The 25251-nt window shown below is 66.8% G+C and carries 25 protein-coding genes and 1 tRNA gene; 10 read left to right on the top strand and 16 right to left on the bottom strand.

Translation table 11 applies throughout. The features are described from left to right. Positions 1-4: 4 nt before the first annotated feature. Positions 5-880 (top strand): MinD/ParA family ATP-binding protein, encoded by an 876-nt coding sequence (locus tag QTH90_RS09240; RefSeq protein WP_286664159.1) that lies wholly within the window; start codon positions 5-7, stop codon positions 878-880. 35 nt (positions 881-915) lie between these two features. Continuing rightward, positions 916-1650, top strand: coding sequence for an RNA polymerase sigma factor FliA (locus QTH90_RS09235; protein ID WP_286664158.1), 735 nt, complete (start codon positions 916-918; stop codon positions 1648-1650). Positions 1651-1659: 9 nt separating this feature from the next. Here the strand turns inward: QTH90_RS09235 and QTH90_RS09230 are convergent, their stop codons facing one another. The 3 genes from QTH90_RS09230 to QTH90_RS09220 form a co-directional block, all read right to left on the bottom strand. After that, positions 1660-2298 (bottom strand): DUF2238 domain-containing protein, encoded by a 639-nt coding sequence (locus tag QTH90_RS09230; protein ID WP_286664157.1) that lies wholly within the window; start codon positions 2296-2298, stop codon positions 1660-1662. 72 nt (positions 2299-2370) lie between these two features. Next, on the bottom strand, positions 2371-3558 hold the full coding sequence (locus QTH90_RS09225) for a M20 aminoacylase family protein (RefSeq protein WP_286664156.1): 1188 nt from the start codon (positions 3556-3558) through the stop codon (positions 2371-2373). A gap of 8 nt (positions 3559-3566) precedes the next feature. Next, complete coding sequence (locus tag QTH90_RS09220) at positions 3567-4547, bottom strand: tripartite tricarboxylate transporter substrate binding protein (RefSeq protein ID WP_286664155.1); 981 nt, start codon at positions 4545-4547, stop codon at positions 3567-3569. A gap of 169 nt (positions 4548-4716) precedes the next feature. On the opposite strand from QTH90_RS09220, the gene QTH90_RS09215 reads away from it, so the two are divergent. Both QTH90_RS09215 and aspA read left to right on the top strand, forming a co-directional pair. Next, positions 4717-5601, top strand: a complete 885-nt coding sequence (locus QTH90_RS09215) for a LysR family transcriptional regulator (protein WP_286664154.1) — start codon at positions 4717-4719, stop codon at positions 5599-5601. A gap of 104 nt (positions 5602-5705) precedes the next feature. Continuing rightward, positions 5706-7127 (top strand): aspartate ammonia-lyase, encoded by a 1422-nt coding sequence (gene aspA / locus QTH90_RS09210; protein ID WP_286664153.1) that lies wholly within the window; start codon positions 5706-5708, stop codon positions 7125-7127. 34 nt (positions 7128-7161) lie between these two features. On the opposite strand, the gene QTH90_RS09205 is transcribed toward aspA, so the two are convergent. The 11 genes from QTH90_RS09205 to QTH90_RS09155 form a co-directional block, all read right to left on the bottom strand. After that, positions 7162-8139 carry a Bug family tripartite tricarboxylate transporter substrate binding protein gene (locus tag QTH90_RS09205; protein WP_444814699.1) on the bottom strand — a complete coding sequence of 326 codons (978 nt, stop codon included), beginning with the start codon at positions 8137-8139 and terminating at the stop codon, positions 7162-7164. A 34-nt stretch (positions 8140-8173) separates the two neighbouring features. Beyond that, positions 8174-9358, bottom strand: coding sequence for a tricarballylate utilization 4Fe-4S protein TcuB (tcuB, locus tag QTH90_RS09200; protein ID WP_286664152.1), 1185 nt, complete (start codon positions 9356-9358; stop codon positions 8174-8176). Beyond that, positions 9345-10766, bottom strand: coding sequence for an FAD-dependent tricarballylate dehydrogenase TcuA (tcuA, locus tag QTH90_RS09195; RefSeq protein WP_286664151.1), 1422 nt, complete (start codon positions 10764-10766; stop codon positions 9345-9347). Before tcuA ends, tcuB begins: the two co-directional genes overlap by 14 nt. 77 nt (positions 10767-10843) lie before the next feature. After that, entirely contained in the window at positions 10844-11770 is a 927-nt protein-coding gene (locus tag QTH90_RS09190) for a LysR family transcriptional regulator (protein WP_286664513.1), read from the bottom strand. A 67-nt stretch (positions 11771-11837) separates the two neighbouring features. Beyond that, positions 11838-12563 (bottom strand): SGNH/GDSL hydrolase family protein, encoded by a 726-nt coding sequence (locus tag QTH90_RS09185; RefSeq protein WP_286664150.1) that lies wholly within the window; start codon positions 12561-12563, stop codon positions 11838-11840. 142 nt (positions 12564-12705) lie between these two features. Continuing rightward, a tRNA-Thr gene (locus tag QTH90_RS09180) sits at positions 12706-12781 on the bottom strand. Between the two features lie 11 nt (positions 12782-12792). Continuing rightward, positions 12793-13803 (bottom strand): class 1 fructose-bisphosphatase, encoded by a 1011-nt coding sequence (locus QTH90_RS09175; protein ID WP_286664149.1) that lies wholly within the window; start codon positions 13801-13803, stop codon positions 12793-12795. Positions 13804-13824: 21 nt separating this feature from the next. Next, positions 13825-16518: an aminopeptidase N gene (gene pepN / locus QTH90_RS09170; RefSeq protein ID WP_286664148.1), complete on the bottom strand. Its 2694-nt coding sequence runs from the start codon at positions 16516-16518 to the stop codon at positions 13825-13827. Next, positions 16505-17191, bottom strand: a complete 687-nt coding sequence (locus QTH90_RS09165) for an HAD family hydrolase (protein WP_286664147.1) — start codon at positions 17189-17191, stop codon at positions 16505-16507. The genes pepN and QTH90_RS09165 overlap by 14 nt, the downstream gene beginning before the upstream one ends. Continuing rightward, positions 17191-18295 (bottom strand): peptide chain release factor 2 gene (prfB, locus tag QTH90_RS09160; protein ID WP_286664146.1). Its coding sequence is split into 2 segments (ribosomal slippage): positions 17191-18213 and positions 18215-18295, totalling 1104 coding nucleotides; the frame shifts between segments, so codons are not numbered across the junction. The genes QTH90_RS09165 and prfB overlap by 1 nt, the downstream gene beginning before the upstream one ends. A 92-nt stretch (positions 18296-18387) precedes the next feature. Beyond that, positions 18388-19305: an alpha/beta fold hydrolase gene (locus tag QTH90_RS09155; protein ID WP_286664145.1), complete on the bottom strand. Its 918-nt coding sequence runs from the start codon at positions 19303-19305 to the stop codon at positions 18388-18390. 92 nt (positions 19306-19397) lie between these two features. Here QTH90_RS09155 and QTH90_RS09150 point away from each other — a divergent pair, with 92 nt between their 5' ends. From QTH90_RS09150 to QTH90_RS09135, 4 genes are read left to right on the top strand one after another with little or no spacing between them, the layout of a single operon-like run. Next, on the top strand, positions 19398-20459 hold the full coding sequence (locus QTH90_RS09150; protein WP_286664144.1) for an aldo/keto reductase: 1062 nt from the start codon (positions 19398-19400) through the stop codon (positions 20457-20459). A 10-nt stretch (positions 20460-20469) separates the two neighbouring features. Further along, positions 20470-20961 (top strand): aminoacyl-tRNA deacylase, encoded by a 492-nt coding sequence (locus tag QTH90_RS09145; protein WP_286664143.1) that lies wholly within the window; start codon positions 20470-20472, stop codon positions 20959-20961. Positions 20962-21013: 52 nt separating this feature from the next. After that, positions 21014-21643, top strand: coding sequence for a glycerol-3-phosphate 1-O-acyltransferase PlsY (plsY, locus tag QTH90_RS09140; RefSeq protein WP_286664142.1), 630 nt, complete (start codon positions 21014-21016; stop codon positions 21641-21643). Between the two features lie 9 nt (positions 21644-21652). Continuing rightward, the gene (locus QTH90_RS09135; protein ID WP_286664141.1) at positions 21653-22006 is read left to right on the top strand and encodes a RidA family protein; all 354 of its coding nucleotides are present in this window, start codon (positions 21653-21655) and stop codon (positions 22004-22006) included. Positions 22007-22015: 9 nt separating this feature from the next. Here the strand turns inward: QTH90_RS09135 and QTH90_RS09130 are convergent, their stop codons facing one another. Beyond that, a complete protein-coding gene (locus QTH90_RS09130) occupies positions 22016-22591 on the bottom strand; it encodes a retropepsin-like aspartic protease family protein (RefSeq protein ID WP_444814698.1) in 576 nt (191 codons plus the stop codon). Between the two features lie 167 nt (positions 22592-22758). After that, a complete protein-coding gene (locus QTH90_RS09125) occupies positions 22759-23244 on the bottom strand; it encodes a YajQ family cyclic di-GMP-binding protein (protein ID WP_286566971.1) in 486 nt (161 codons plus the stop codon). A gap of 77 nt (positions 23245-23321) precedes the next feature. Between QTH90_RS09125 and murB the strand changes: the two genes are divergently transcribed. Both murB and QTH90_RS09115 read left to right on the top strand, forming a co-directional pair. Further along, positions 23322-24374 carry a UDP-N-acetylmuramate dehydrogenase gene (murB, locus tag QTH90_RS09120; RefSeq protein ID WP_286664140.1) on the top strand — a complete coding sequence of 351 codons (1053 nt, stop codon included), beginning with the start codon at positions 23322-23324 and terminating at the stop codon, positions 24372-24374. A gap of 4 nt (positions 24375-24378) precedes the next feature. Next, complete coding sequence (locus tag QTH90_RS09115) at positions 24379-25191, top strand: glycine-rich domain-containing protein (protein WP_286664139.1); 813 nt, start codon at positions 24379-24381, stop codon at positions 25189-25191. The last annotated feature ends 60 nt before the right edge of the window (positions 25192-25251 follow it).

The following is a 25251-nucleotide window of genomic DNA, read 5'->3' as shown; positions in this document are numbered from 1 at the left end:
CCATATGAGCAAGCTGGTTGCAGATCAGGCCGACGGATTGCGGCGCCTGCTGTCGCACACGCCGACGCGCATCGTGGCCGTCGCGGGCATCGGCCGCGGCGACGGCGCGACCACCACGGCGATGAACCTGGGCGCGGCCCTGGTGCATCAAGGGAAGGATGTGCTGCTCCTCGACGAGCATGGCCCGGCGGCGGACTCGGTCTGCGCCGTGTGGGGCGTCGATCCGCTGGGCAGCCTGGCGGACGTGGCCGACCGGCGCCTGACCTGCGAAGGCGCAGTGGCGCGTGCAGGCTGCGGCGTCGGCGTGCTGCCGGCGCTGCCCGGCGTGCGGCATGCGGACGCCGATCCGCGCCTGCTGTGTCCCGGCGGCGTGATCCTGGTCGATGCGGTGTTCGACAGCGAAGGCCGCCTGTCGGCGCTGGCCCAACTCGCGGACGAACTGGTGCTCGTGCTGCGGCCGAATGCCGCATCGATCACATCCGCCTATGCGGGCATCAAGCGGCTGCACTACGCGCATGGATTGAAGCAATTGCGCTTCCTGGTCAACGGCGTCTCCAGTGTCGAGGAGGCGCAGAAGGTCACGACCAATCTCGCCAATACCGGCAGCCGCTATCTCGCCGTGTCCTTGGAGCCGGCCGGCTGGGTTCGCGCCGATCCGCACCTGGCGGACGCGCGGCGGCTCGGCGAGACCGTGGTCGAGGCTTTTCCGGCCAGCCCGGCCGCCGTGGATTTCCGGCGAATCGCCGGCGACATGGGCCGCTGGCCCTGGCGCGCGGCGCCGCCGCGCCGCACGAGAAACACCGAGAGCGCGGAGCAGGCGCTTCGCGCAGCCATGGCGCCTGCGCGCTCCGCGTATGCGTCGGGCGCAGTCGCCGCCTGACCCGCAGAACCGAACAACGGAAAAAAGGACTGAACGTGTACACCGCGCAGGGAACCATTGAAAAGTCCCATCTGCTGGAGCAGCACCAGCCGATGGTGCGCCGCATCGCGCTCCAGATGATCGCCAAGCTGCCCGCCAGCGTGGAGCTGGACGACCTGATCCAGGCCGGGATGATCGGCCTGCTCGATGCATCCAGCCGCTACCAGGACAACAAGGGCGCGCAGTTCGAGACCTTCGTCAGCCAGCGCATTCGCGGCGCCATGCTCGACGAGCTGCGTGCCAGCGACTGGGGCTCGCGAGGCCTGCGCCAGTCGGCGCGCGGCGTCGAAAAGGCCATCCAGGCACTCGAGCACCGGCTCGGCCGGCCGCCCACGGAAGGGGAGATCGCCAGGGAGCTGAAGATGGACCTGGAGGCGTACCAATCGCTGCTGCAGGAAATCCAGGGCTGCCAGCTCCTGTATGTCGAAGACTTCGCGAAGGGCGAGTCGGACAACCCCTTCATCGACATGCATGCGCAGGAAGCGCGCAAGGGACAGCGCGGGAGCGATGACCCGCTGGAGCAGCTGCTGGAAAGCGGTTTTCGGCACCAGCTGGTGGATGCCATCTCGGCGCTGCCCGAGCGCGACCAGTTGTTGCTGAACCTGTACTACGAGGAAGAACTGAACCTGCGCGAGATCGGCGCGATCCTGGAAGTGAGCCAGAGCCGCGTGTGCCAGTTGCACAGCCAGGCCATCAGCCGGTTGCGGGCCAGCCTGAAAGAGCTGTTGTAAGGAAGGTCGCTACGACCGCGAGCGGGCCAGCAGCGACGCAAGTTGCCGGTCGTGCACGCGTGACAACAGCAGCAGCGCGGCTACGGACCCGACAAGCGCCATGAACATGTCCGACTGCGTGTCCCACGGATCGCCCTGCGTGCCGAGGAACTCGTCCGCACCCTGGCCCATCGCCAGGGCGGCCGCCCACTCGATGAGCTCGTAGCTGGCGCTGATCGCCATCACGATGCAGACGACGACGAAGGCGAGCATCTTCCGGCCCCGCACGTACTGCCCGCGCAGCAGGATTTCCCGTGCGATCAGCGCCGGCACGAAGCCCTGCATGAAGTGTCCGATCTTGTCGTAGGGATTGCGGCCCAGGTGCATCAGGTCCTGCAGCCAGAAGCCGAGCGGCACGCGCGCATAGCTGTAGGCGCCGCCCAGCATCAACACGCAGCAGTGCAGGAAGATCAACCCATAGAGCAGCGGCGTGAGCGGAAACCGCCGCCCGGTCGCCCACATCAGCGGCAATGCGATGAGCACCGGGGCCACCTCCATCCACCAGGTGACGCGGTCGTAGGGGTGCAGGCCCGACAAGGCCAGCAGCGCGATCAGGACGGCCGAGACGATGAGCAGGGCACGAGGGCGGTGATGGAGCGGATGGACCATGGGGACGCAGTATGAGCGACCCCGCACGCTATGTCGCCGCGCCTTCCCACCAGCCGAACGGCCCGGCCTTTTTCAGCCGGCCAGGAAGCGCTCCGCCAGCAGCACCCAGTAGGCCGAGCCGATGGCGACGTTGGCGTCGTTGAAGTCGTAGCCCGGGTTGTGCACCATGCATGCGCCGTGGCCGTCCCCCTCGCCGGCGCCGTTGCCGATCAGCAGGTAGCTGCCCGGCACCTTCTCCAGCATGAAGGCGAAGTCCTCGCTGCCGGACAATGCCGGGCCTTGCAGCGTGACGCGATCGGCGCCGACCAGTTCGAGCGCCACCTCGCGCGCGAAGGCCGTCTCCTCGGGGGTGTTGACCAGCACCGCATAGCCGGGCTTCCAGTCGATCGTGGCAGTGACGCCGAAGCTCTCGGCCTGCGCGGTGATCAGCGCCTTGATGCGTTGTTCCAGCAGGGCGCGGACTTCGCGATCGAGCGCGCGAACGCTCAGCTCCATCGTCGCTGTCTGCGGGATCACGTTGTTGGCCTTGCCGGCATGCAGCGCGCCCACGGTGACCACCGCCATCTGCAGCGGGTCGATGTTGCGCGACACGATGGTCTGCAGCGCCATCACGATGCTCGCCGCCGCCACGACCGGGTCGGCCGTGCGGTGCGGCAAAGCGCCGTGGCCGCCGATGCCGGTGAGCGTGACCGTGGCGTAGTCGGACGATGCCATCGCGGCGCCTTCGCGCAGCACCAGCCGGCCTTGCGGCGTGCCCGGCATGTTGTGCATCGCGAAGATCGCGTCGCAGGGGTACTTGTCGAAGAGGCCGTCCTGCATCATCCGCAGCGCGCCGCCGCCGCCTTCCTCGGCCGGCTGGAAGATCAGGTTCAGCGTGCCGGAGAAGCGGCCGCGATGGGCCAGGTGGTGCGCTGCCGCGAGCAGCATGGCCGTGTGGCCATCGTGGCCGCAGGCGTGCATCACACCCTGGTGGCTGCTGGCGTAGGCCAGGCCGGTGGCTTCGTCGATCGGCAGGGCGTCCATGTCGGCACGCAGGCCGAGCTGCCGCGTGCCGTCGCCGCGCCGGAGCCGGCCCACCACGCCGGTGCCGCCGAGGCCGCGCTCGACCTCGTAGCCCCATGCCTTGAGCTTCGAGGCCACCAGTTCGGAGGTGCGGTGCTCGTCGAATGCCAGTTCGGGGTGATGGTGGATGTCGCGTCGCAGGCCGATGAATTCATCCGCTTGCTGGTGCAGCGCGTCGAGCAGGGTCGCAGTCGTCATGGTGTTCCTTACTGGGGCTGCAGGTTGATGGACTTGGCGATGGCGCGGTAGCGCGCGATCTCGGCATCGTAGAACTTCGCGGATTCGGCCAGCGTCATCGGAGGCGAAGCCAACTGCGTCTGGGCTGCCAGCTGCGAGCGCACGCCGGGCTCCTGCAGCGTCGCGCCGATGGCCTTGTGCAGGCGCTGGACAACATCCTCCGGCGTGTTCTTCGGCACCATGAAGCCGCTCCAGATCTTGTACGAGAAGTCCTTCAGCTCCTTGCCTTCGCTGACCGTTGGCACGTTCTTGAGCAATTCGGAGCGCTGGGCGCCGAGTTGGCCGATCACCTTGAGCCGGCCTTGCTCGGCCAGGGCACCCATGCCCGCGCTGTAGACCAGCACGGCGAAGTCCACCTGGCCGCCGCCGATGTCCTGCAGCAGCGGCGCGTTGCCCTTGTATGGCGCATGGATCATCTGCGTGCCCGTGCGGTGCTGCACGTCCTCGAGGATCAGGTGGTAGAGCGAACCGATGCCCACGCTGCCGTAGGTCAGCGGCTTGTCCTTGGACTTGCGGGCGAGCGCGATGAGTTCATCGACGTTGTTGGCGGGAAGGTCCTTGCGCGCGACGAAGACCATCACCGCATCGGTCACCGGGTGGACGAGCCGGAAGTCCTCGGCCTTGAGCTTGACCGCGGCGTTGGCGAGCGGGGAGAGGATCACTTCATTGGGCGAGCCCTGGAAGATGTAGTAGCCGTCGGCGGGCGCAGCGAGCACCTTCTGGGCCGCCAGCGCGCCGGCGACGCCGCCGAGGTTTTCCACGACCACCTGCTGCCCGAGTTCCTTGCCGAGCGGCACGGTGAAGATGCGCGCCGCCGCATCGGACGGTCCGCCGGCGGGGTACGGAACCATCAGGCTGACGGGCTTGGTCGGGTAGCCCTGGGCGAGGGCGGCGCCCGCGGCCAGCAGCAACAGGCCGGTGGCGATCGAACGCTGGATGAACGGCTTCATAGAACTCCTGGGTGGCGCCTGCGTGGGCGCCTGTGGGGATGACTGGCTCGGCGACGGCGTCCTGGTGTCCTGACGCGAAACGCATCGTAGGAGCGCTGCAAAAGAACATCCAATGCATTGTTGTTGGGATTAGCATTACTCCAATGCATACATATGGAAAAGGCACGCCATGACGCTCGTGCAACTCCGCCACCTGATCGCGCTCGCGGAGAGCGGCTCGTTCAGCAAGTCCGCGCAGGCGATGTACATCACGCAGCCGGCGCTCAGCCGCAGCATCCGCGCGCTGGAGGACGAACTCGGCATGCCCCTGTTCGACCGCGTCGGGCGGCGCAGCGAGCTCACGTCTTTCGGCCACGAGGTGGTGGCGCGCGCACGTCAGCTGGTGTTCGAGGCCGGCGAGCTGCGCGACAGCGGCCGCCAGATGCGCGAGGGGCAGGGCGGCGTGCTTCGCATCGGCATGGGCTCGGGCCCCGGCGCGATGCTGATGACGCCGCTGCTGATGCGCATGGCGACGCGGCATCCCAAGGTGCGTGTGGTCGTGGCGCGGGGCGGCACCGACCTGCTGGCGCAAGCCCTGCGCGCACGAACGCTCGATGCGCTGGTGGTCGATGCCCGATCGCTGGATCCTGCTGCCGACCTGCAGGTGAGCGAGCTGCGCGAGATGCGGGGCGTCTTCATGTGCCGCCGCGGCCATCCGCTGACGCGCCTGCGCAAGGGCGTGACCTTCGAGGCCGTGCAGCGCTATCCGATCGCCTCCACGCCGCTAAGCGAGGAGGTGGCGCGAAGCCTGATCGAGACCTACGGCCCCGACGCGCATCCGGAACATTGCGTGACCCTGCAGTGCGAGGAGGTCGCCAGCCTGGTCGACGTGGCCCGCCAGAGCGATGCCGTGCTGCTGGCGATTCGCGCGGCCGCGCCCGATCTGGTCGAGCTGAAGATGACGCCGCCGATCGAAAGAGTTGCGCGCTTCGGCTTGGTGACGCTGCGCCGGCGCACCGAGGCGCCGGGATTGTCGATCGTGCGGGAACTGATCGGGGAACTGATGCACGACTGAGGCGGGAAGGCATCGGGCGCTGGCGCATTGACCGCAGCGCGGCATTCATGGATAACTCGCTTCGGAGACATCGCTCGCACGCCGGGCACCAACGAAAGAACGCCATGAGCCAATTCCGCATCGAACACGATCTGCTTGGCGACCGCGAGGTGCCTGCCGAGGTGTACTACGGCGTGCACACGCTGCGCGCGCAGGAGAACTTCCAGATCTCGGGAACGACTATCTCCGCCTATCCTGAACTCGTGACCGCGCTGGCGTCGGTGAAGCAGGCGGCGGCCGAGGCCAATGCCGAACTGGGACTGCTGCCCGAGGCCAAGCTCAACGCCATCGTCGCCGCCTGCGAGGAGATCCGAAAAGGCGCGCTGCGCGACCAGTTCGTCGTCGACATGATCCAGGGCGGGGCCGGCACCTCGACCAACATGAACGCCAACGAGGTGATCTGCAACCGGGCGCTGGAGATCCTCGGGCACCAGCGCGGCGAATACCACCACCTGCACCCGAACGAAGACGTCAACATGGCGCAGAGCACCAACGACGTCTATCCGACCTCGCTGCGCATCGCGACCTGCTTTGCGATCGACCGCCTGCTCGTCGCGATGGACCGGCTGCGCGGCGACTTCGCCGAGAAGGCGGTCGAGTTCGCGCCGCTGCTGAAGATCGGCCGCACCCAGTTGCAGGACGCCGTGCCGATGACGCTGGGACAGGAGTTCTCGACCTACGCCGTGATGCTGGAAGAGGACATGGCGCGCCTGCGCGAAGCGTCCTTGCTGATACGGGAGATCAACCTCGGCGCGACGGCCATCGGCACCGGCATCACCGCGCATCCCGAGTACGCGGCCAAGGCGCTGAAATCACTGGTGCGCATCACCGGCATCGAGCTCAGCACGGCGCCGAACCTGATCGAGGCGACGCAGGATTGCGGTGCCTTCGTGCAGCTCTCCGGCGTGCTCAAGCGCATCGCCGTGAAGTTGTCGAAGACCTGCAATGACTTGCGGCTGCTGTCGAGCGGCCCGCGCTCGGGCCTGGGCGAGATCAATCTGCCGCCGATGCAGGCGGGCTCGTCCATCATGCCGGGCAAGGTGAACCCGGTGATCCCCGAGGTGGTGAACCAGGTCGCGTTCGAAGTGTTCGGCAACGACCTCACGGTGACCTTTGCCGCGGAGGCCGGGCAACTGCAGCTCAATGCCTTCGAGCCGATCATCGCGACGGCGCTGTTCCGCAGCTTCAAGCACCTGACCAATGCCTGCAACACCTTGGGCGAGCGCTGCGTTCGCGGCATCACGGCCAACCCCGATCGCCTGAAGGAAAGCATCGAGCGCTCCATCGCGCTCGTGACCGCGCTCAATCCGATCATCGGCTACAAGGAAGCGACCGAGGTCGCTGCCGAGGCCTACGCCAACGGAACCAACGTGCGCGAGGTCGTGCTGCGGCGCAAGCTGATGACCGAGGTGGAGTTGGAGCAGGCCCTGCGCCACGAGGTGCTGACGCAGCCGCGCGTCTACGAGCAGACGCAGCGCAAGCACTGAACGCGCGAACGAGCGCCCGAGTGCGGCTCGGGCCTCAGTTGGCCGTGATCTTCCGCTCCCGGACGATGGCGCTCCACTTGGCGTCCTCGCTTCTCATGAACGCCGTGAGTTCGGCGCGCGAGGTCGGCTGCGGGGTCAGGCCGTGCTTGTTCAGGGCATCCTTGACGCCGGGGTCGTTGAGCACCTTGACGATCTCGACGTTCCAGCGGTCGAGGATCGGGGCCGGGGTCTTGCCGGGCGCGACGAAGGCGTACCAGTTCAGCGCCTCGAAACCGGGGTAGCCCGATTCGGCCACCGTCGGGATGTTGGGCAGGTACGCCGGGCGCTTCAGACCCGTGGTCGCGAGGGGGATCAGCTTGCCGGCCTCCACGTAGGGCATCGCGGTCGGCGGCGCGGAGAAGTACGAAGCGATCCGCTGGCCGAGCAGGTCGGTGAGCGCGGGCGCGCCGCCCTTGTACGGCACGTGCACCATGTCGACGCCGGCGCGTTGGTTGAACAATTCGCCCGCCAGGTGCGAGGCCGAGCCAGCGCCGGTGGACGCGAAGTCCACGCCGCCCTGCTTCTTCTTGGCCAGCGCGACGAACTCCGCGAGGTTCTTGACGCCCACGCCCTGGTGAACCACGAGCACGTTCGGAAAGTTCACGCCGCCGGACACCGCCGCCAGATCCTTGAACGGGTCGTAGCTGACCTTCATCACGTGCGGCGCAATGGTCAGCGGGCCGATCGAGCCGAACAGCAGCACGGAGCCATCGGCGGGAGCGGCGGCCACTTGCTGGTGCGCGATGTTGCCGCCGGCGCCGGCCTTGTTGTCGACCACTACGCTCTGGCCGATGTTCTCGGCCAGCTTCTTGGCGATCAGGCGCGCTGCGGCATCGGCTGCACCGCCAGGCGCGAAACCGACGACCAGCGTGACCGGCTTCGAAGGCGGGAAATCCTGCGCGTGGCCGATGCCTGCCAGCGGCAAGGTGGCGATGGCCAGCGTCATGGCGCTCAGCAGTTGGCGTTTGTTCATCGTGATCTCCGGAGTGGTTGTCGTCTTGTGTTGTTCAGTCGGCGCCCAGCCCGATCGGGTTGGGTTGGCGCTTCTCGATCGCGTGGCGCAGCAGCGAGGCGGTGCGGAAGATGCCGTGCGCGAACTTGCCGTAGGGGAGCGTGGCGAACAGCGCCATCACCGCGCCCAGGTGCAGGCAGAGCAGCACGGCCAGCGCGGGTGTGCCGCGGCCCAGCCACAACCCGAGGCCGGTGGCGCTGGTCAGGAAGAGCAGAGCGATGAAGCCGAGGTCCATCGGCTTCTGGGCCACGTCGCCGTGCGAGGGATGGCGACGGCGGTTCAGGTTCCACAGCCCTGCGGTGCCGACCAGCAGGCTCAGCCCGCCGGCCACGCCCAGCAGCTTCGGCAGGCTGGGCAGGTCATAGGGCGCGACCCAGCCGAACACGTAGTGGTAGACCGTCGCCAGCGCGGTCGCGGCAAAGCACAGCATGAAGCCGTAGAAGGTGAAGTGGTGGAAGCGCCGGCGCGAGAGCGTGTACGCGTCGTCCTCGTTGTTGCAGCCTTGGCCGTGTCCGCCGTCGAGGTACTTCAGCCGCAGCACCGCATCGGTGGCCTCGGCGGCAGCGGGAGCGCTCAGTGGCGCACCGCTGGTGGCGGGCGTCACGTCGCGCCAGAAGCGGCGCACGCCCATGGTCAGTGCCAGCGCAGCGAACAGGAAAACGGGCGCGAACAGGCTGACCAGCAGGTTGTGCGGGAAGAGGTTGTAGAAGTTGCCCTGAAGCTTGCCTCCCCACAGCGTGCCGTTCATCGCAACGGCCATGATCAGGAACAGTGCCAGCCCGGCCGCCACCGCGAGCGACAGGGTGAGCCCGTTGCGCTGGTACAGCTTGCCCAGAGCCGGCGGCCACGCGTAGTCGACATAGGTCTGCCCGCGCACTTCGGCCATGGCCTTCGGCACGTTGACGGCGAATTCGTGCGGCGGCGCGTACTGGCAGGCATGCAGGCAGGCGCCGCAGTTGTGGCACAGGTTCGCGAGAAAGTGGATGTCGGCCTTGCCGAACTCGAGCCGGCGGGTCATTGCGGGGAAGACCGCGCAGAAGCCCTCGCAGTAGCGGCAGGCATTGCAGATCTGCATCTGCCGCGCGACTTCGGTTTCGTTCGCGGTGAGGATGGGTATGACGGTGCGCCCGCCGGCGGCGAGCGACGCGGCTTCGCGTGTCAGGGCTTCAAGCTGTTGCATGGTGGTCCGTTCTGGCCGTCTTGGCGTGGGCGGCTGCCTCGGCCGCGCGAGTGCCGGCGATGCGGCCGAATGCAGTGCCGATGGCCATGCCGACGCCGGCCGTGTAGCCCTTGCCGAGCACGTTGCCGGCCATCATTTCGCCGGCGACGAAGAGGTTGTCGCTCGGCACGCCGTCGAAGTGCACCGCGGAGTCCTCGTTGACCTTCAGGCCCAGGTAGGTGAAGGTGATGCCGGGCCGCAGCGCATAACCGTAGAAGGGCGCGGTGTCGATCGGGCGCGCCCAGTGCGTCTTGGCGGGCGAGAGTCCTTCGGTGTGGCAGTCGTCGAGTTGCGTGTGATCGAAGGTGCCCGTGCGGCAGGCGGCGTTGTAGGCCTCGACCGTGGCGGTGAAGCGTGCCTCGTCGAGCCCGAGCTGTCGCGCAAGCTCCGGCAGCGAGTCCGCCCGCGTGCCCGGGAACACCGGCGGCATGAAGCGGCCCACGGCCTTGGCGTCGATGATCGACCAGGCGATCTGGTCCGGCTGCTGTGCGACGAGCCGCCCCCAGATGGCATAGCGCTTGGGCCAGAAGTCCTCGCCCTCGTCGTAGAAGCGCTCGGCGTGCCGGTTGACCACCACGCCCAGCGACACGCAGTCGATGCGCGTGCAGATGCCGCCGTCGTAGAGCGGTGCGCGCGCGTCGATGGCGACCATGTGCGCCTGCGTCGGATCGCCAATCGCGTCCGCGCCGGCGTCGATCATGTGCTTGAGCAGAACGCCCATGTTGAAGCGGGTGCCGCGAATCAGGAAGTTGTCGGCGGGCCATTCGCCACGCTCGTTCTGGCCCCAGGCCTCGCGCAGCCACTCGATGTTCGACTCGAAGCCGCCCGCCGCCAGTACGCAGGCGCGAGCGGCAATGCGTTCGCCGGCGGCGGTGCGGACCGCGACGAAGCGGCCCTCCTGCATTTCCACCGACACCACCGGCGTGTCGTAGCGCACCTGCACGCCCAGCGCCTCCGCGCTGCGGAAGTAGGCATTGACCAGGGCCTTGCCGCCGCCCATGAAGAAGGCATTGGTGCGCGCCACGTGCAGTGCCCCCGACAGCGGTGGCTGGAAATGCACGCCGTGGCTTCGCATCCAGTCGCGGCAGTTGGAGGACGCGCGGATCGCCATGCGAGCGAGGTGCTCATCGGTCTGGCCGCCCGTGACCTTCAGCAGGTCCTGCCAGTACTCCTCTTCAGGGTAGGCGTCGACCAGAACGTCCTGCGGGGCATCGTGCATGCAGCGCAGGTTGCGTGTGTGCTGCGAGTTGCCGCCTCGCCATTCGCGCGGCGAGGCTTCGAGCAGAAGGACGCTGGCGCCGGCCTCTCGCGCCATGAGCGCGGCGCACAGCGCAGCATTGCCGCCGCCGACGACCAGTACATCGATCACGTTGTGTCTCCTTGTGGGGTCAGGAGACTGTAGGGAGTCGGCCCTTCACGCGAAAGAGCGGATCGGGCAACAGGTGTTCAGTTTTCGAGAAGACTCGCGCCGGCCCAACGGCCCTCGCGCACCAGTGCACGCGCCGTGTCGGCCACCACCACGCGGGTCGCCAGCGCGGCGGGGGAGAGTTCGTCGTCGGAGAGGCTCACCAGCAGGTTGCGGCGGCCGACGTGCGCGTCGGTGATCTGGCTGAGGTGCACGTCGCCCGCGGGGTGGCGCGCGGTCGCGGCGCCGGGCTGGATGGTCGCGCCCTGGCCGGCGAGCACCGCATCCATCAGGAGGGCGAGGCCGTCGATTTCCGCGACGACGGCCGGCTCGACGCGCGCCCGCGCGAAGGCGGCCGTGAGCGTCGCGCGCAATCCATGGCCTGAGCTGGGCAGGATGAGCGGCACGCCGGCCAACTGCGACAGGCGCACCTTGGCACCGGCCGGTCGTTTTGCCAGGAGGGGCGACGCGATCACATACAGTTTTTCGTCGAGCAGGGGGGAGACGCTCCAGCGGCGCGGCGTGTCCGTCTGGAACAGCACGGCGAGATCGAGTTGCCGCGCCTCGAGCATCGTTGCGAGGTGGCCGGAGAGCGACTCCACCAGGTGCAGCCGCACATCCGGGTAGCGCTCGCGCATCGCCTGCATGAGCGGCACGCCGAGCACCGAAGCCGTGGTCGGCGCCAGCCCCACGCTCACGTGGCCCGAGAGGCGCGCCTGCTGCGCGGCGCGAACCGCGTCGTCGGCATGGCGCAGCGTGAGCTGGGCCTGGTGCAGGAAGGCCACGCCCGCGTCGGTCGGCGTGACACCCGTCGATGCGCGTTGCAGCAGGCGGGTGCTGAGTTCGCCTTCGAGGCGGCTGATCTGCTGGCTCAGGGCCGAGGTGACCACACCCAGCTCGACCGCCGCGCGGCCCATGCTGCGTAGCTCGCAGACCTTGACGAAATAACGTAGCTGTCGCAACTCCATGAGGGGGCAGTGTAGGGTCAGCGCGTCGGGGCGCGCTGCCATGCCCGAATGCTCAAGGGCTGCGGGATCAGTGGTGGCTGCATTCCGGCGCCACGCGGTCGAGCGCCTCGATCAGCTTGGCGGTCAAACGCAGGCTGTACTCCTGGGTCGGATGCACGTCGTCGATGAGCTCGGCCGGACCGGCCGATCCGAAATCGGCGAACTCGACGTCCATGTCGCGCGCCAGCCGCTTCGCTTCGTCGTCGATGCGGTCGCGGCCCGCCAGCTTGTCCGGCGTCATGAAGGCATTCGGCGTCTGCCGGGAGTAGCCGGTCAGCACCGGAATCTTCCCCTCGAAGCGCACGGCTTCGATCATCCAAGGCAAGTGGGTCAGCACCGTACCGCCGGACCAGCCCTCGGCAATGCCGCTTTCGATCACGACCACGCGGGCGTCCCTCGGATCGCCGTGGAATCCCTTGGCCACCTTCGCCAGGGACTGGCCCGGCACGGTGCGGTCGTCGATACGCCAGGCCGGGCGCTGCGCCTTGAGTTCAGCAGCAGGATGGCGCGCGTGGCGCATGGACAACTCTTCCTTGACGTAGGAGCCGTTGAGGATCGAGTCGCCGTAGAACACCACGGAGCAGTCGGCGGAGGTCTTGTCGGGCATCGGCCGGGCGGCGGCGACCACGCCGGGCGTCGCCGGCACGGCGCCGGTGACCGGCGTGTCTGCACTCTTGCCGCCGCAGGCGCTGAGCGCCAGGGCGAGGAGGGCGGCGCCGCCATGGCGCACGAGCGGGAATTTTTTGCGAAACAAGGAAAAAGGTTGCGAACGGAATGGCATGCGACGTGTAGGACCTGGCGCCAGTCCAGGCGACGAGTTCAACCACATACGCGGCTGTACGTGATCAACAAAAAAGGTCTGCTACCGGGGTGGTAACAGACCTTCTTGCTTCGATTGGTGCCGGAGAGATGAATCGAACACCCGACCTTCTCATTACGAATGAGCTGCTCTACCGACTGAGCTACACCGGCTAAGCCCTCGATTATAGCGGGTCGTGATAGCGAGTCAGCCGCTCGACCTCATTTTTTGACCCCAACACAACAGCCACGCGTTCGTGGAGCTTCGACGGCTCCAGGTCGAGGATGCGCTTCTTGCCGTTGGTGGAGGCGCCACCCGCCTGTTCGACGATCCAGCTCATGGGGTTGGCCTCGTACATCAGGCGCAACTTGCCGGCCTTCTCGGGCTCACGCTTGTCCCAGGGGTACATGAAGACGCCGCCGCGCATCAGGATGCGGTGCACGTCGGCCACCATGCTGGCAATCCAGCGCATATTGAAGTCCTTGCCGCGCGGACCTTCCTTGCCGGCGAGGCATTCGTCGATGTAGCGCTTCACCGGGGCGTCCCAGTGGCGCATGTTGCTCATGTTGATCGCGAATTCCCTGGTGTCGGCCGGGATCTGGATGTCTTCTTGCGTCAGCATGAAGGAACCCTGCTCGCGGTCGAGCGTGAACATCGCGACGCCGCTGCCGACAGTCAGCACCAGCGTGGTCTGCGGGCCATAGATACAGTAGCCGGCCGCGACCTGCTTGCTGCCTGCCTGCAGGAAGTCGGCCTCCTGCACGCCGGGCGTGTCGTCCGGCTTCTTGAGCACGCTGAAGATGGTGCCGATGCTCACGTTCACGTCGATGTTGCTCGAGCCGTCGAGGGGATCGAACAGCAGCAGGTACTCGCCTTGCGGATAGCGGTTGGGCACGACGTAGATGCTGTCCATTTCCTCGCTCGCCATCGCGGCGAGATGGCCGCCCCATTCGTTGGCCTCAATGAGTACTTCGTTGGCGATGATGTCGAGCTTCTTCTGCACCTCGCCCTGCACGTTCTCGCTCTCGGCCGTGCCGAGCACGCCGCCGAGCGCGCCCTTGTTGACGGCCTGGCTGATGCTCTTGCAGGCGCGTGCGACCACTTCGAGCAGCAGACGCAGCTGGCCGGGGATGAGGCCGTCGGCGCGTTGCTGTTCGACGAGGTAGCGGGTGAGTGAGATCTTCTGTTGAGCCATGTATTGGGGGTCCTTGATAGGTCAGGCCGTCAGGGCACGCGTAACGACTTCGTGCGTGTCCTTGCTGAGGTCGGGTCGGGCGGCGACGCGGGCGATGGCTTCGCGTGCGGCGCTGCGATAGGGTTCGGCCAGCTTGCTCCAGCGGTCGAGCGCTCGCGCGAGGCGCGCTGCAACCTGCGGATTGATCGCGTCGAGCTCGATCACGCGGTCGCTCCAGAACACATAGCCGGCCGCATCGGGGCGGTGCAGTGCGCCGGGGTTGGCGCTGCAATAGCTGAAGATCACGCTGCGGGCGCGGTTCGGGTTCTTGATGGAGAAATCCGGGTGCTTCATCAGCTGCTTCACCAGCGGCAGGATGTCGCCGCCGCGGTCGGGTGCGCCGGCCTGCAGCGAGAACCACTTGTCGATCACGAGCGCTTCGTTCTTGAAGATCTCGTGGAAGCGAGCGAGTGCCTGTGCCGCCAATGCGTGGCCGGAAGCGACCAGCGCGTTGAGGGCGTTGAAGCGATCGGTCATGTTGCCCGCGTCCTTGAAGCGCTGGAGCGTCTTGCCCGGCCAGACCGTGTCGCCCGTGGCGCGCGCGGCAAGGCACAGGTGGGTCAGCGCGATGCCGGCCAGTGCGCGGCGGCCCGACGAGACCGGGTCGGGCGTGTAGGCGCCGGTGTCGCGGTTCTGCTCGTACACATGCTCCCAGTCGGCGAAGAGGGCGGTAGCGAGTTGTGCGCGCATGGCTTCGCGCACGACGTGCACGCGCTGCGGGTCGACCACTTCCAGCTGCTCGGCGATGTAGGTTTCCGAAGGCAGCGTGAGCACGAGTTCCTTGAACGCGGCGTCGAGCGTCGGATGGCGCAGCACGCCGCGCATCGCGTCGACGAAGGCGTCGTTCAGCGGCAACTCGTGGGTGCCGGCCGGCGGCGTCGCGATGGCGCGCACCGCGGCGCGCAGCGCGAGGCGCTGGCCCGCTTCCCAGCGGTTGAACGGATCGGGATCGTTGGCCAGCAGGGTGAGCAACTGGGCGTCGGTGTACTCGTAGTCGAGGATCACCGGCGCACTGAAGCTGCGCAGGATCGAAGGCACTGGCTCGGCGTCGATGTTGACGAAGGTGACCTGCTCGCCAGCGCGCGTCAGCACGAGGGTCCGGGTGCCTTCGACCGCGCCTGATTCGCCTTCGAGTTGCAGCGGCAGTTCACGGCCGTCCGCGCCCAGCAGGCCGATGTTGACCGGGATCACGAAGGGGTCCTTCGACGGCTGGCCCGGCGTGGGCGCACAACTCTGCACGAAGCTCAGCGTGTAGCTGCGCGCAGAGGCGTCGTACACGCCATGCGCGGCCAGGCGCGGCGTGCCGGCCTGGCTGTACCAGCGCTTGAACTGCGGCAGCAGGCGCGCGAGGTCCGATTCGGGATTCGCATCGGCAATCGCCTGCGCAAAGTCGTCGCAGGTCACGGCCTGGCCATCATGGCGCTCGAAGTACAGCGTGATGCCGCGCTCGAAGCCCTTGCGGCCGACCAGCGTCTGCATCATGCGGACGACCTCCGCACCCTTCTCGTAGATGGTGACGGTGTAGAAGTTGCTGATCTCGATGTAGCTGTCGGGCCGCACCGGGTGGGCCATGGGGCCGGCATCCTCGGGGAACTGCGCCGTACGCAGCACGCGCACGTCCTCGATGCGCTTGACGGCGCGCGCCGATGCATCGGCGCACAGGTCCTGGCTGAACTCCTGGTCGCGGAAGACGGTCAGGCCTTCCTTGAGCGAGAGCTGGAACCAGTCGCGGCAGGTCACGCGGTCGCCGCTCCAGTTGTGGAAGTATTCGTGGCCGACCACGCTCTCGATGTTGCTGTAGTCGGCGTCGGTGGCGGTGGCCTGGTTGGCGAGGACGTACTTCGTGTTGAAGATGTTCAGGCCCTTGTTCTCCATCGCGCCCATGTTGAAGTCGCTGGTCGCGACGATCATGAAGCGGTCGAGGTCGAGCGGCAGGCCGAAGCGGGCTTCGTCCCACATCACCGAGTTGATCAGCGAGTTCATCGCATGCTCGGTCTTGTCGAGGTCGCCGGCGCGCACGTAGACCTGCAGCAGATGCTCCCTGCCGTTGCGCGCCTTGATGCGCTGCTCGCGTGCAACGAGTTTGCCGGCGACGAGCGCGAACAGGTAGCTCGGCTTGCGGAAGGGATCGACCCACTTCGCGAAGTGCCGGCCTTCGGGCAGGTCGCCCTGTTCGACCAGGTTGCCGTTGGACAGCAGCACGGGGTAGGCAGCCTTGGCCGCGCGCAGCGTGACCGTGTAGCTCGCCATCACGTCCGGGCGGTCGAGGAAGTAGGTGATGCGGCGGAAGCCCTCGGCCTCGCACTGCGTGAAGAAGGTGTCCTCGCTCACGAACAGGCCCATGAGCTTGGTGTTCTTCACCGGGCAGCAGGTGGTGAAGATCTCCAGTTCGAAGGCATCGGGCAGGTTGTCGATCACGAGTTGGTCGACGTCCATGCGGAACGATGCGCCCTGGCCGTCGACCAGCACGCGGGCCAGGTTCAGCTCGTCGCCGTCGAGGCGCAGTGGCTCGGGCGCCACGTCGGGATTGCGACGCAGGCGCATGCGGTTGAGCACGCGGGTCTTGGCGGGGTCGAGGTCGAAGGTGAGGTCGACGGTGTCGATCCAGTAGGCAGGCGCGCTGTAGTCCTCGCGACGGATCGCAATCGGTTGGCCTTGGGCATCACGCAACAGCATCGAGTGTCTCCAGAAAGTTTGAGTTAGCTAGTTCGTTGTAGTCACGCACGGCCGCAATCACGTGCGGCCCCGCGAGTTCGGAGGCGCTATGGGTGGTGCAGACCGCGACCGCGAGCATGCCGCCGCGGCGCGCGGCCTCGATGCCGAAGGGCGCGTCTTCGAAGACGACGCAGCGCGAGGGCGTCGCGCCGATGCGGCGGGCGGCTTCGAGAAAGATGGCCGGCTGGGGCTTGCCGGGGAAGCCTTCATCGCCCCCGACGATGGCGAGCGGGGCGGGCGTCATGCGCAGATTCGACATCGTGAAGGCGATGTTGTGCCTGTCGCCGGCTGTCCCCACCGCGATCTTGAGGCCGTGCGCGACGGCGCTGCTGGCGAAGGTCCGGAATCCTGCGACTTCGCGGAACTCCGCGCCGAACAACTCGCGGTAGATGGATTCCTTGTGTTCCATGATGGCGGCGCTCTCGGCCTGGCTGACCTCGCGTCCCATGAGTTCGCACGCACATTCGAAGCCCGTGCGCCCGGTGGTCCGCCGCATGAAATGCGGTATGTCGATCGTCAGGCCGTTGCGGCGCCCGTACTCGACCCATGCCCTGGCATGCCAGGGCATGGAATCGATCATGGTGCCGTCCATGTCGAAGATCAGTGCTTCCACCTTGTGCTTCGGGCCCTGCATCAGACTCCCTGCTTGAGCGAGGCTTCGATGAAGGCGTCGAGGTCGCCGTCCAGCACCTTCTGCGTGGCCGAGATTTCGACGTTGGTGCGCAGGTCCTTGATGCGGCTGTTGTCCAGCACGTAGCTGCGGATCTGGTGGCCCCAGCCCACGTCGGTCTTGCTGTCCTCGAGCTTCTGCTGCTCTTCCTGGCGCTTGCGCATCTCGTGGTCGTACAGCCGCGAGCGCAGGCGCTTCCACGCAACGTCGCGGTTACTGTGCTGGCTGCGGCCGTCCTGGCACTGCACCACGATGCCGGTCGGGATGTGCGTCAGCCGCACGGCCGAGTCGGTCTTGTTGATGTGCTGGCCGCCTGCGCCGCTCGCGCGGAAGGTGTCGGTGCGCACATCGGCCGGATTGATCTCGATCTCGATCGAGTCGTCGATTTCCGGGTAGACGAAGATGCTCGCGAAGCTGGTATGGCGCCCGCCCGAGGAGTCGAAGGGCGACTTGCGCACGAGCCGGTGCACGCCGGTTTCGGTGCGCAAAAGGCCGAAGGCGTAGTCGCCCTCGACCTTGATGGTCGCGCCCTTGATGCCTGCGGTGTCGCCCGGCGTCTCGTCCTCGATCTGGGTCTTGAAGCCCTTGCGCTCCGCGTACTTCAGGTACTGGCGCAGCAACATGCTGGCCCAGTCGCAGGCTTCGGTGCCGCCGGCGCCGGCCTGGATGTCGACGAAGGCGTTCAGCGGATCGGCCGGGTTGTTGAACATCCGGCGGAACTCGAGCTGCTTGATGTCGGCCTCGAGCTTGGCGGCGTCATCGGCGATGGCCTGAAGGCCGTCCATGTCGCCTTCTTCCTTCGACATCTCGAAGAGCTCGGTGTTGTCCGAGAGCCCGCTGGTGAGCCGGTCGAGCGTGACGACCACGTCGTCGAGCGACTTCTTCTCCCTGCCCAGCTCCTGGGCTTTCTTCGGGTCGTTCCAGACGTTGGGATCTTCGAGCGATGCGTTGACCGTCCTCAGACGTTCGGCTTTGGCATCGTAGTCAAAGATACCTCCGTAAATCGGAGGTCCGGGCGCTCAGGTCCGCGAGGGTTGCGCCAATTTGGTTGATTTGCTCTGCATCCATGGGGTGTCCTGACGGTGTTCGGGGAAAACCGTGCATTTTCTCATGCCGGGCCACGCCCGGTCCGGAGGGGGCGGAGCGGGCGGAAGGGCCTTTCAGCCGAGCAGGAAGTTCTCGATCAGCGACGCCACGCGCGCTGGCTGGTCGTGGTGAAGCATGTGGCCGGCGTCCTCCACGCGAGCGATGCGGGCGTCGGGCACCTTCTTCAGGCGCTCGTGGTATTCGGCCAGGGTGTAGCGGCCTTTCCACCATTGGCTGAGGCTGTCGTCCGATGCCTCGACCGCCAGCACCGGCGCGGCGATGGCGGCGTACAGCGCCAGCATTTCGTCGCAGCGGAAGATGTGGGCGTTGATGATCTTGTGAGCCGGGTCGCCCAGAATTTCCCACCGGTCGCTGCCATCGGCGTGCGGCCGGGGGGCGGACCAGTGGGCGGCAAGCCAGTCGGCCTTGTCCGGGGAGAGGCGCGGATTGGTCTTCATCAGGCGCCGCGCGACGCCGTCGACCGCCGAATAGCTCGCCAGCGCCATTTCGCCACGATGCAGACGCTTCTGTTCATCGATCCACTTCGCGTAGCGTGCCGGTGCCTGCTCGGGCTCGAAGGCGGGCATGCCGAAGCCTTCGAGGTTCACCAGCCGGCGAATCCGCTGTGGCCGGACGCCGGCGTATTGCATGGCGACATTGCCCCCCATGCTGTGGCCGACCAGGTCAACGGGAGCGTCGCCCGCATAGTGGTCCAGCAGCCAGTCGAGGTCGGCCAGGTAGTCGGGCATCCAGTAGTTGTCGACATTGCCGCCGGCCGTGAGGCCGAAGCCGCGCCAGTCGGGCGCCAGTATCCAGCGCGATTCGGCCAGCGCATCGACCACGAACTGCCAGGAAGCCGCGACATCCATCCAGCCATGCAGCAGCACCAGCGGCGGCCGGGCGGGTGCGGGCTCGCCCCACATGCGCACGTGGTAGCTCAGGTTGCGGACGGGAACGAATTCGCTGCGCGAAATGCGGAGGGCTTGGTACATCGGCGCCGATGATAAGGACGCGGGCGCAGCCGCACAGTCAGGTGCACGACACACGGCAACGCGCCGGCGTGCCAGCAGGTAGCATTTCGCCCATGCAAAAAATCCAACTCGGTCAGAGCGACCTTCATGTCACGCCGATCTGCCTCGGCACCATGACCTTCGGCGAGCAGGTCAACGAACCCACTGCCCATGCCATCCTCGATCGTTCGTTCGAACGCGGCGTCGACTTCATCGACACAGCCGAGATGTACGCGGTGCCGACCCGCAAGGAAACCTTCGGCGCCACCGAAACCATCATCGGCAACTGGTTCGCCAGGAACCCGGGCATGCGCCAGAAGATCGTGCTGGCCACCAAGGTGGCCGGGCCGTCACGTGGCATGCCGTGGGTGCGCGAAGGCGGCGGCATGACGCCCGCCGACATTGCCGCGTCGTGCGAGGGCAGCCTGAAGCGCCTGAAGACCGACGTGATCGACCTCTACCAGATCCATTGGCCGGAACGCAATGTGCCGATCTTCGGCGCGACCTACTACGACCCGACCAAGGAACGGTCCGAGACGTCGATCCATGAGCAGCTCGAAGCGCTGGGCAAGCTGGTGAAGGCTGGCAAGGTGCGCGCGATCGGCCTGTCGAACGAGACGCCGTACGGTGTGCATGAGTTCGTGAGGCTCGCCGAGCAGCATGGCCTGCCGCGCGTGGCGACCGTGCAGAACTTCTACTGCCTGATCGGCCGCACGCACGAGAACGGCCTGGACGAGACGATGCACCGTCTCGGTGTCTCGCTGCTGGCTTATTCGCCGCTGGCTTTCGGCCTGCTGACCGGCAAGTACGACCTGGGCGGCACCGAAGGGCCCGATGCGCCCCAGGGTGCGCGCATTTCCAGCTATGAATCGGTGCGCAAGCAGCGCTGGGGCCGCGCGGATGCGCTCGCGGCCGCGCGTCGCTACAACGCCCTGGCGAAGGACCATGGCCTGACGCCGGCCCAGCTGGCGTTGGCCTTCTGCTACACCAAGTGGCAGGTGGCGAGCACCATCATCGGCGTGACCTCCGTGGCACAGCTCGATGAAGACCTGGACGCCTGGGGCACCACGCTGTCGCCCGAACTCCTGGCGGAAATCGACAAGATCCGCTGGGAACTGCGCGATCCGGCGGCCTGAGCACCGGGCCATGAGCAAGAAGACGCACGTCTCCGAAACGCCCGCAACCCAGTTGTTGCGGGCGAATGGCGTCGCGTTCACCGAGCATCCGTACGAGTACCTCGAGCACGGCGGCGCACAGCACAGCGCCGAAGTGCTCGGCTTCGACCCGTTCACCGTGGTCAAGACGCTAGTGATGCAGGACCAGGATGCAAAGCCGCTGATCGTCCTGATGCACGGCAACCGCACGGTCTCGACCAAGAACCTGGCGCGGCAGATCGGCGCCAAGTCGGTCGAGCCCTGCAAGCCCGAGGTCGCGAACCGGCACAGCGGCTATCTCGTCGGCGGTACGTCGCCTTTCGGGACGCGGCGCGAGATGCCGGTGTACATCGAGTCGACCATCCTCGAACTGCCGAAGATCGCGATCAACGGTGGTCGGCGCGGCTATCTCGTCGGGATCGACCCGCAGGTCTGCGTCAAGCTGCTCGGCGCCAAGACGGTGCATTGCGCGCTGGCAGAATAGCCGGCTGCCTCGGTCGGAGGCGTGCCGCCGGGATTGCCGGCCCGGAGACACTGTGAGTTCCTATCTTCCCTCGCTGATCGCGATCGTCCTGTCCTACCTGCTGGGTTCGCTGTCCTTTGCAGTGATCGTCAGCAAAGCCCTCGGCATGGCCGATCCCCGCAGCTACGGCAGCAAGAATCCCGGTGCGACCAATGTGCTGCGCTCGGGCAACAAGGGCGCCGCGCTGGCGACGCTGCTGCTCGACGCGCTCAAGGGCTGGGTGCCGGTGTTCGCGATCCAGCATTTCGGGCAGCAGTTCGGCATGGGGCAGGGCACCGCGGCAGTGGCCGGGCTCGCGGCGTTCCTGGGGCACCTCTACCCGGTGTTCTTCGGCTTCCAGGGCGGCAAGGGCGTCGCGACGGCGGCCGGCGCGCTGCTCGGCATCGACTGGCTGCTGGGCCTGGCGACCGGCAGCACCTGGCTGATCATTGCCGTCTTCTTCCGTTACTCGTCGCTGGCCTCGATCGTGGCGGCCTTCTTCGCGCCTGCCTACTATCTCATCGGCGGCGAGATCGCCTGGCCGCTCGACCTCGTCGTGCTTCTCGCGCTGGTGTCGATCAGCCTGCTGCTGATCTGGCGGCACCGCGAAAACATCCGCCGGCTCGCTGCCGGCACCGAATCGAAGCTCGGTTCGAAAAAATAGGAACATCCCATGGCATCCCTCCAGCGCTTTCACGTCGGTCCGCGCCTCAGCGAGACGGCAGTCCATAACGGCACGATCTACCTCGCGGGCCAGGTGCCCGACGACACCTCGCAGGACATCCGTGGCCAGACCGCGCAAGTCCTCGGGATGATCGATCGCCTCCTGGCGGAAGTGGGCAGCGACAAATCGCGGATCCTGATGACGCAGATCTTCCTGGCCGACATCACGGAGATCGTCGCGATGAACGAGGTGTGGGATGCGTGGGTTCCCGCCGGCAACACGCCGCCGCGCGCGACGGTGCAGGCCGCGATGGCCAACCCCGCGTACAAGATCGAGATCGTGATAACCGCCGCCGCAGCCTGAGCGGCGAAGCTAGAACCGCTTCTCCAAGACCATCTGGTCGGCGTCGCGCCGCATGGAGAAGCGACTGATGAAGCTGTTGCCCAACAGAACGTAGGGCATCGGCTGCTGGGAGACGACGGCTTCCACGTCGTAGACCTCCACGTCGCCCACCCGCACGGAATTCAGCCGCACCCGATACCCCTGCGTGACGCCGTTCGCGGTGTTCATCCGCACGGGCTGCCCCTTGGAGAAATCGAGGCCGATGCGTTGCGCATCGGCGGCTGACATCGCCACCGTGGTAGCGCCGGTGTCGAGCATGAAGGTGACCGAGCGCCCATTGATCGCGCCCTGGGTCATGAAATGCCCGCCGCTTGACACCGGCAGCACGATGCGGGTGCCCCCGCCGCCGCCCGGTCCGCCGCCACCGATGCTCACCGGTGTATCCATGCGCAAGGCCACGCGCTTGCCGCCGGCCTCGACCGTTGCCTGTTCGCCCTGAAGCGACACGAGCTTGACGCCCTGGAAGGTCTCGCCGACCGCCACGGTCTTTGGCGCTGCACCGTCCACGATCAAGATCGCGCGGCTGCCGATGGTGCCGGTGAGCATCACCGATTGGGCGTGCGCAAGGGAGCAGCTTGCCGCAAGGAATGCGACGACGAGGGAGGAAATCAGATGCGAGGAATACCGCGGAGCCGGCTTTGCCGGGCCGCAGGCATTGCTCCCGGGGAGGGGGGCGGCGTCCACGCGAAGTGGGAGAACCCGGGCGCGAGCCATCAGTCTCTGAAATTGTTGAAGGACAGCGGCATGTCCGGCACGTCCTTCTTGATCAGCGCCATCGCGGCTTGCAGGTCGTCGCGTTTGGCGCCTGTGACGCGCACGGCATCGCCCTGAATCGCCGCCTGCACCTTGAGCTTGCTGTCCTTGATCAGGCGCTGGATCTTCTTGGCAGTTTCGGATTCGATGCCGTTCTTGACCTTGATCACCTGCTTGACCTTGTCGCCGCCGATCTTCTGGACGTCGCCCTTGTCGAGAAAGCGCACGTCGACACTGCGCTTGGTCAGCTTGGCGCGCAGGATGTCCTCGACCTGGACGAGCTGGAATTCGGCGTCGCCGATCAGGGTGATTTCCTTGTCCTTGAGTTCGACGGAGGCCGCGGTGCCCTTGAAGTCGAAACGCGTGGCGATTTCCTTGGCGGTGTTCTCCACTGCGTTCTTGACCTCGGGCAAGTTGGGTTCACAAACAGTGTCGAAAGACGGCATGAAGGCTCCGGCAGCAACAGGATTGAATAGTGGGCCGCGCGCAGTGCCGCGCGGCGTGTGAATGCGACAATTCTCCCATGATCGTGGAGCACAACGTACCGCTGCAGCAGCACAACAGCTTTGGCATCGTCGCGCGCGCCCAGCACCTGGCGCGCATCACCGGCGAGGCTGACGTTGCCGCGTTGCGGGCCGACGCGCAATGGCGCGACGTGCCCAAGTTCGTGCTGGGTGGCGGCAGCAATATCGTGCTGACCGGCGACGTGAAGCCGCTGGTGCTGAAAGTCGAAATCAAGGGGCTGAAGCTTGTCGAAGACACGCCACGCGCATGGATCGTGGAGGCGGGTGCCGGCGAGGCCTGGCACGACGCGGTGCTGTGGACGCTCGAACAAGGCTATCCCGGCCTCGAAAACCTGGCGCTGATCCCCGGCACGGTGGGCGGCTCGCCGGTGCAGAACATCGGCGCCTACGGTGTCGAGTTGCAGGACCGCTTCGATTCGCTCGACGCGATCGACCTCGAAACCGGCCGCGCCTTCACGCTGGACGCGGCGCAGTGCGCCTTCGGCTACCGGGATTCGGTCTTCAAGCACGTGGCCCGCGGCGGCAACGATTTCGGCCTGGCGGGGCGCGCGTTGATCACACGGGTGCGATTCCGTCTTCCCAAGCCGTGGAGGCCGGTGCTCGGTTATCTCGACCTGGAGCGCAAGATGGCCGAAACCGGCAACTTCACGCCGAGCGCGATGGACATCTTCGACTGGGTGTGCGCGATCCGCCGCGCCAAGCTGCCCGACTGGCGCGTGCTTGGCAACGCCGGCAGCTTCTTCAAGAACCCGACCGTGACGCCCGAACAGTGCGCCGACATCATCGCGCGCGATCCGAAGATCGTTCACTACCCGATGGCGGACGGCAGCATCAAGCTGGCCGCCGGCTGGCTGATCGATGCCTGCGGCTGGAAAGGCAAGTCGGTAGGCAACGCGGGCGTGTACGAGCGCCAGGCGCTGGTGCTGGTCAACCGGGGCGGCAAGGCCAATCCCGTGACCGGTGGGGAGGTGATGACGCTCGCCAAGGCGATCCAGACCAGCGTCTACGAACGCTTCGGCATCCGGCTCGAGCCAGAACCGGTCGTCGTCTGAGCGGATGGACCTCGACTTCCTGCACCTGAATTTCCGGCGGCGCATTGCCGCCCTGGTGTGGGCGAAGCGAATCGTCCTCGTGGTGGCGGTCGCTTCGGCGTTTTTCCTGACGCGTCGCTGGTGGAGTGCGGGCCTGCTGCTTGCGGGCGCTTTCGCCTTCGCCGCCACATTGAACTGGCTCGAAGCCAGCCTGCGGCGCCAATTCGTTCGCGAGGCCCGGCTGCCCAGCTTCCTGAGCGGCAAGTTGCGCGCGGCGCATCCGCAGCTGAGCCAGCGCGATGCCGAACTGGTGCTGCGCGGCCTGCGGCAGTTCTTCATGGCGCACCTGCGAAGCGGGCGCCGGTTTGTCGCGATGCCTTGCAAGGTGGTCGATACCGCGTGGCACGAGTTCATCCTGCACACGCAGGGCTACCAGCGCTGGTGCGAGGCGGCTTTCGGCGGGATGCTGCACCACAGCCCGGCCGAGGTACTGGGGCGCGACGCACGTCGTAACGACGGCCTGCGCCGCAGCTGGTTCTGGGCCTGCAAGGAGGAAAGCATCGATCCACGCAAGCCGTCGCGGCTGCCGTTGCTGTTCGCGCTCGACGCCAAATTCGGCATCGACAACGGCTTCCACTACGTCCCCGACTGCCACGCCATTGACCGGCACAGTGGTTCCGGCGTGCATTGCGGCACGAGCTTCGGCGAGTCGTCCTCGGACGGCGGCGGCGCGGGCGATGCGAATGGATTCGGCGGCAGCGAATCGAGCGGAGACAGTGGTGTCGGCGGCGATTCCGGTGGCGACGGAGGCGGTTGCGGTGGGGGCGGGGGAGACTGATCCCCTCGGCACAGGCAACAAAAAAGCAGGCCGGCGGCCTGCTTTTTTGTTGGCGTCGCG

Source organism: Variovorax flavidus, from assembly GCF_030317145.1.
In the GTDB taxonomy this organism is placed as follows: domain Bacteria; phylum Pseudomonadota; class Gammaproteobacteria; order Burkholderiales; family Burkholderiaceae_C; genus Variovorax; species Variovorax flavidus.
This window is presented reverse-complemented; position numbering and strand designations above follow the sequence as displayed.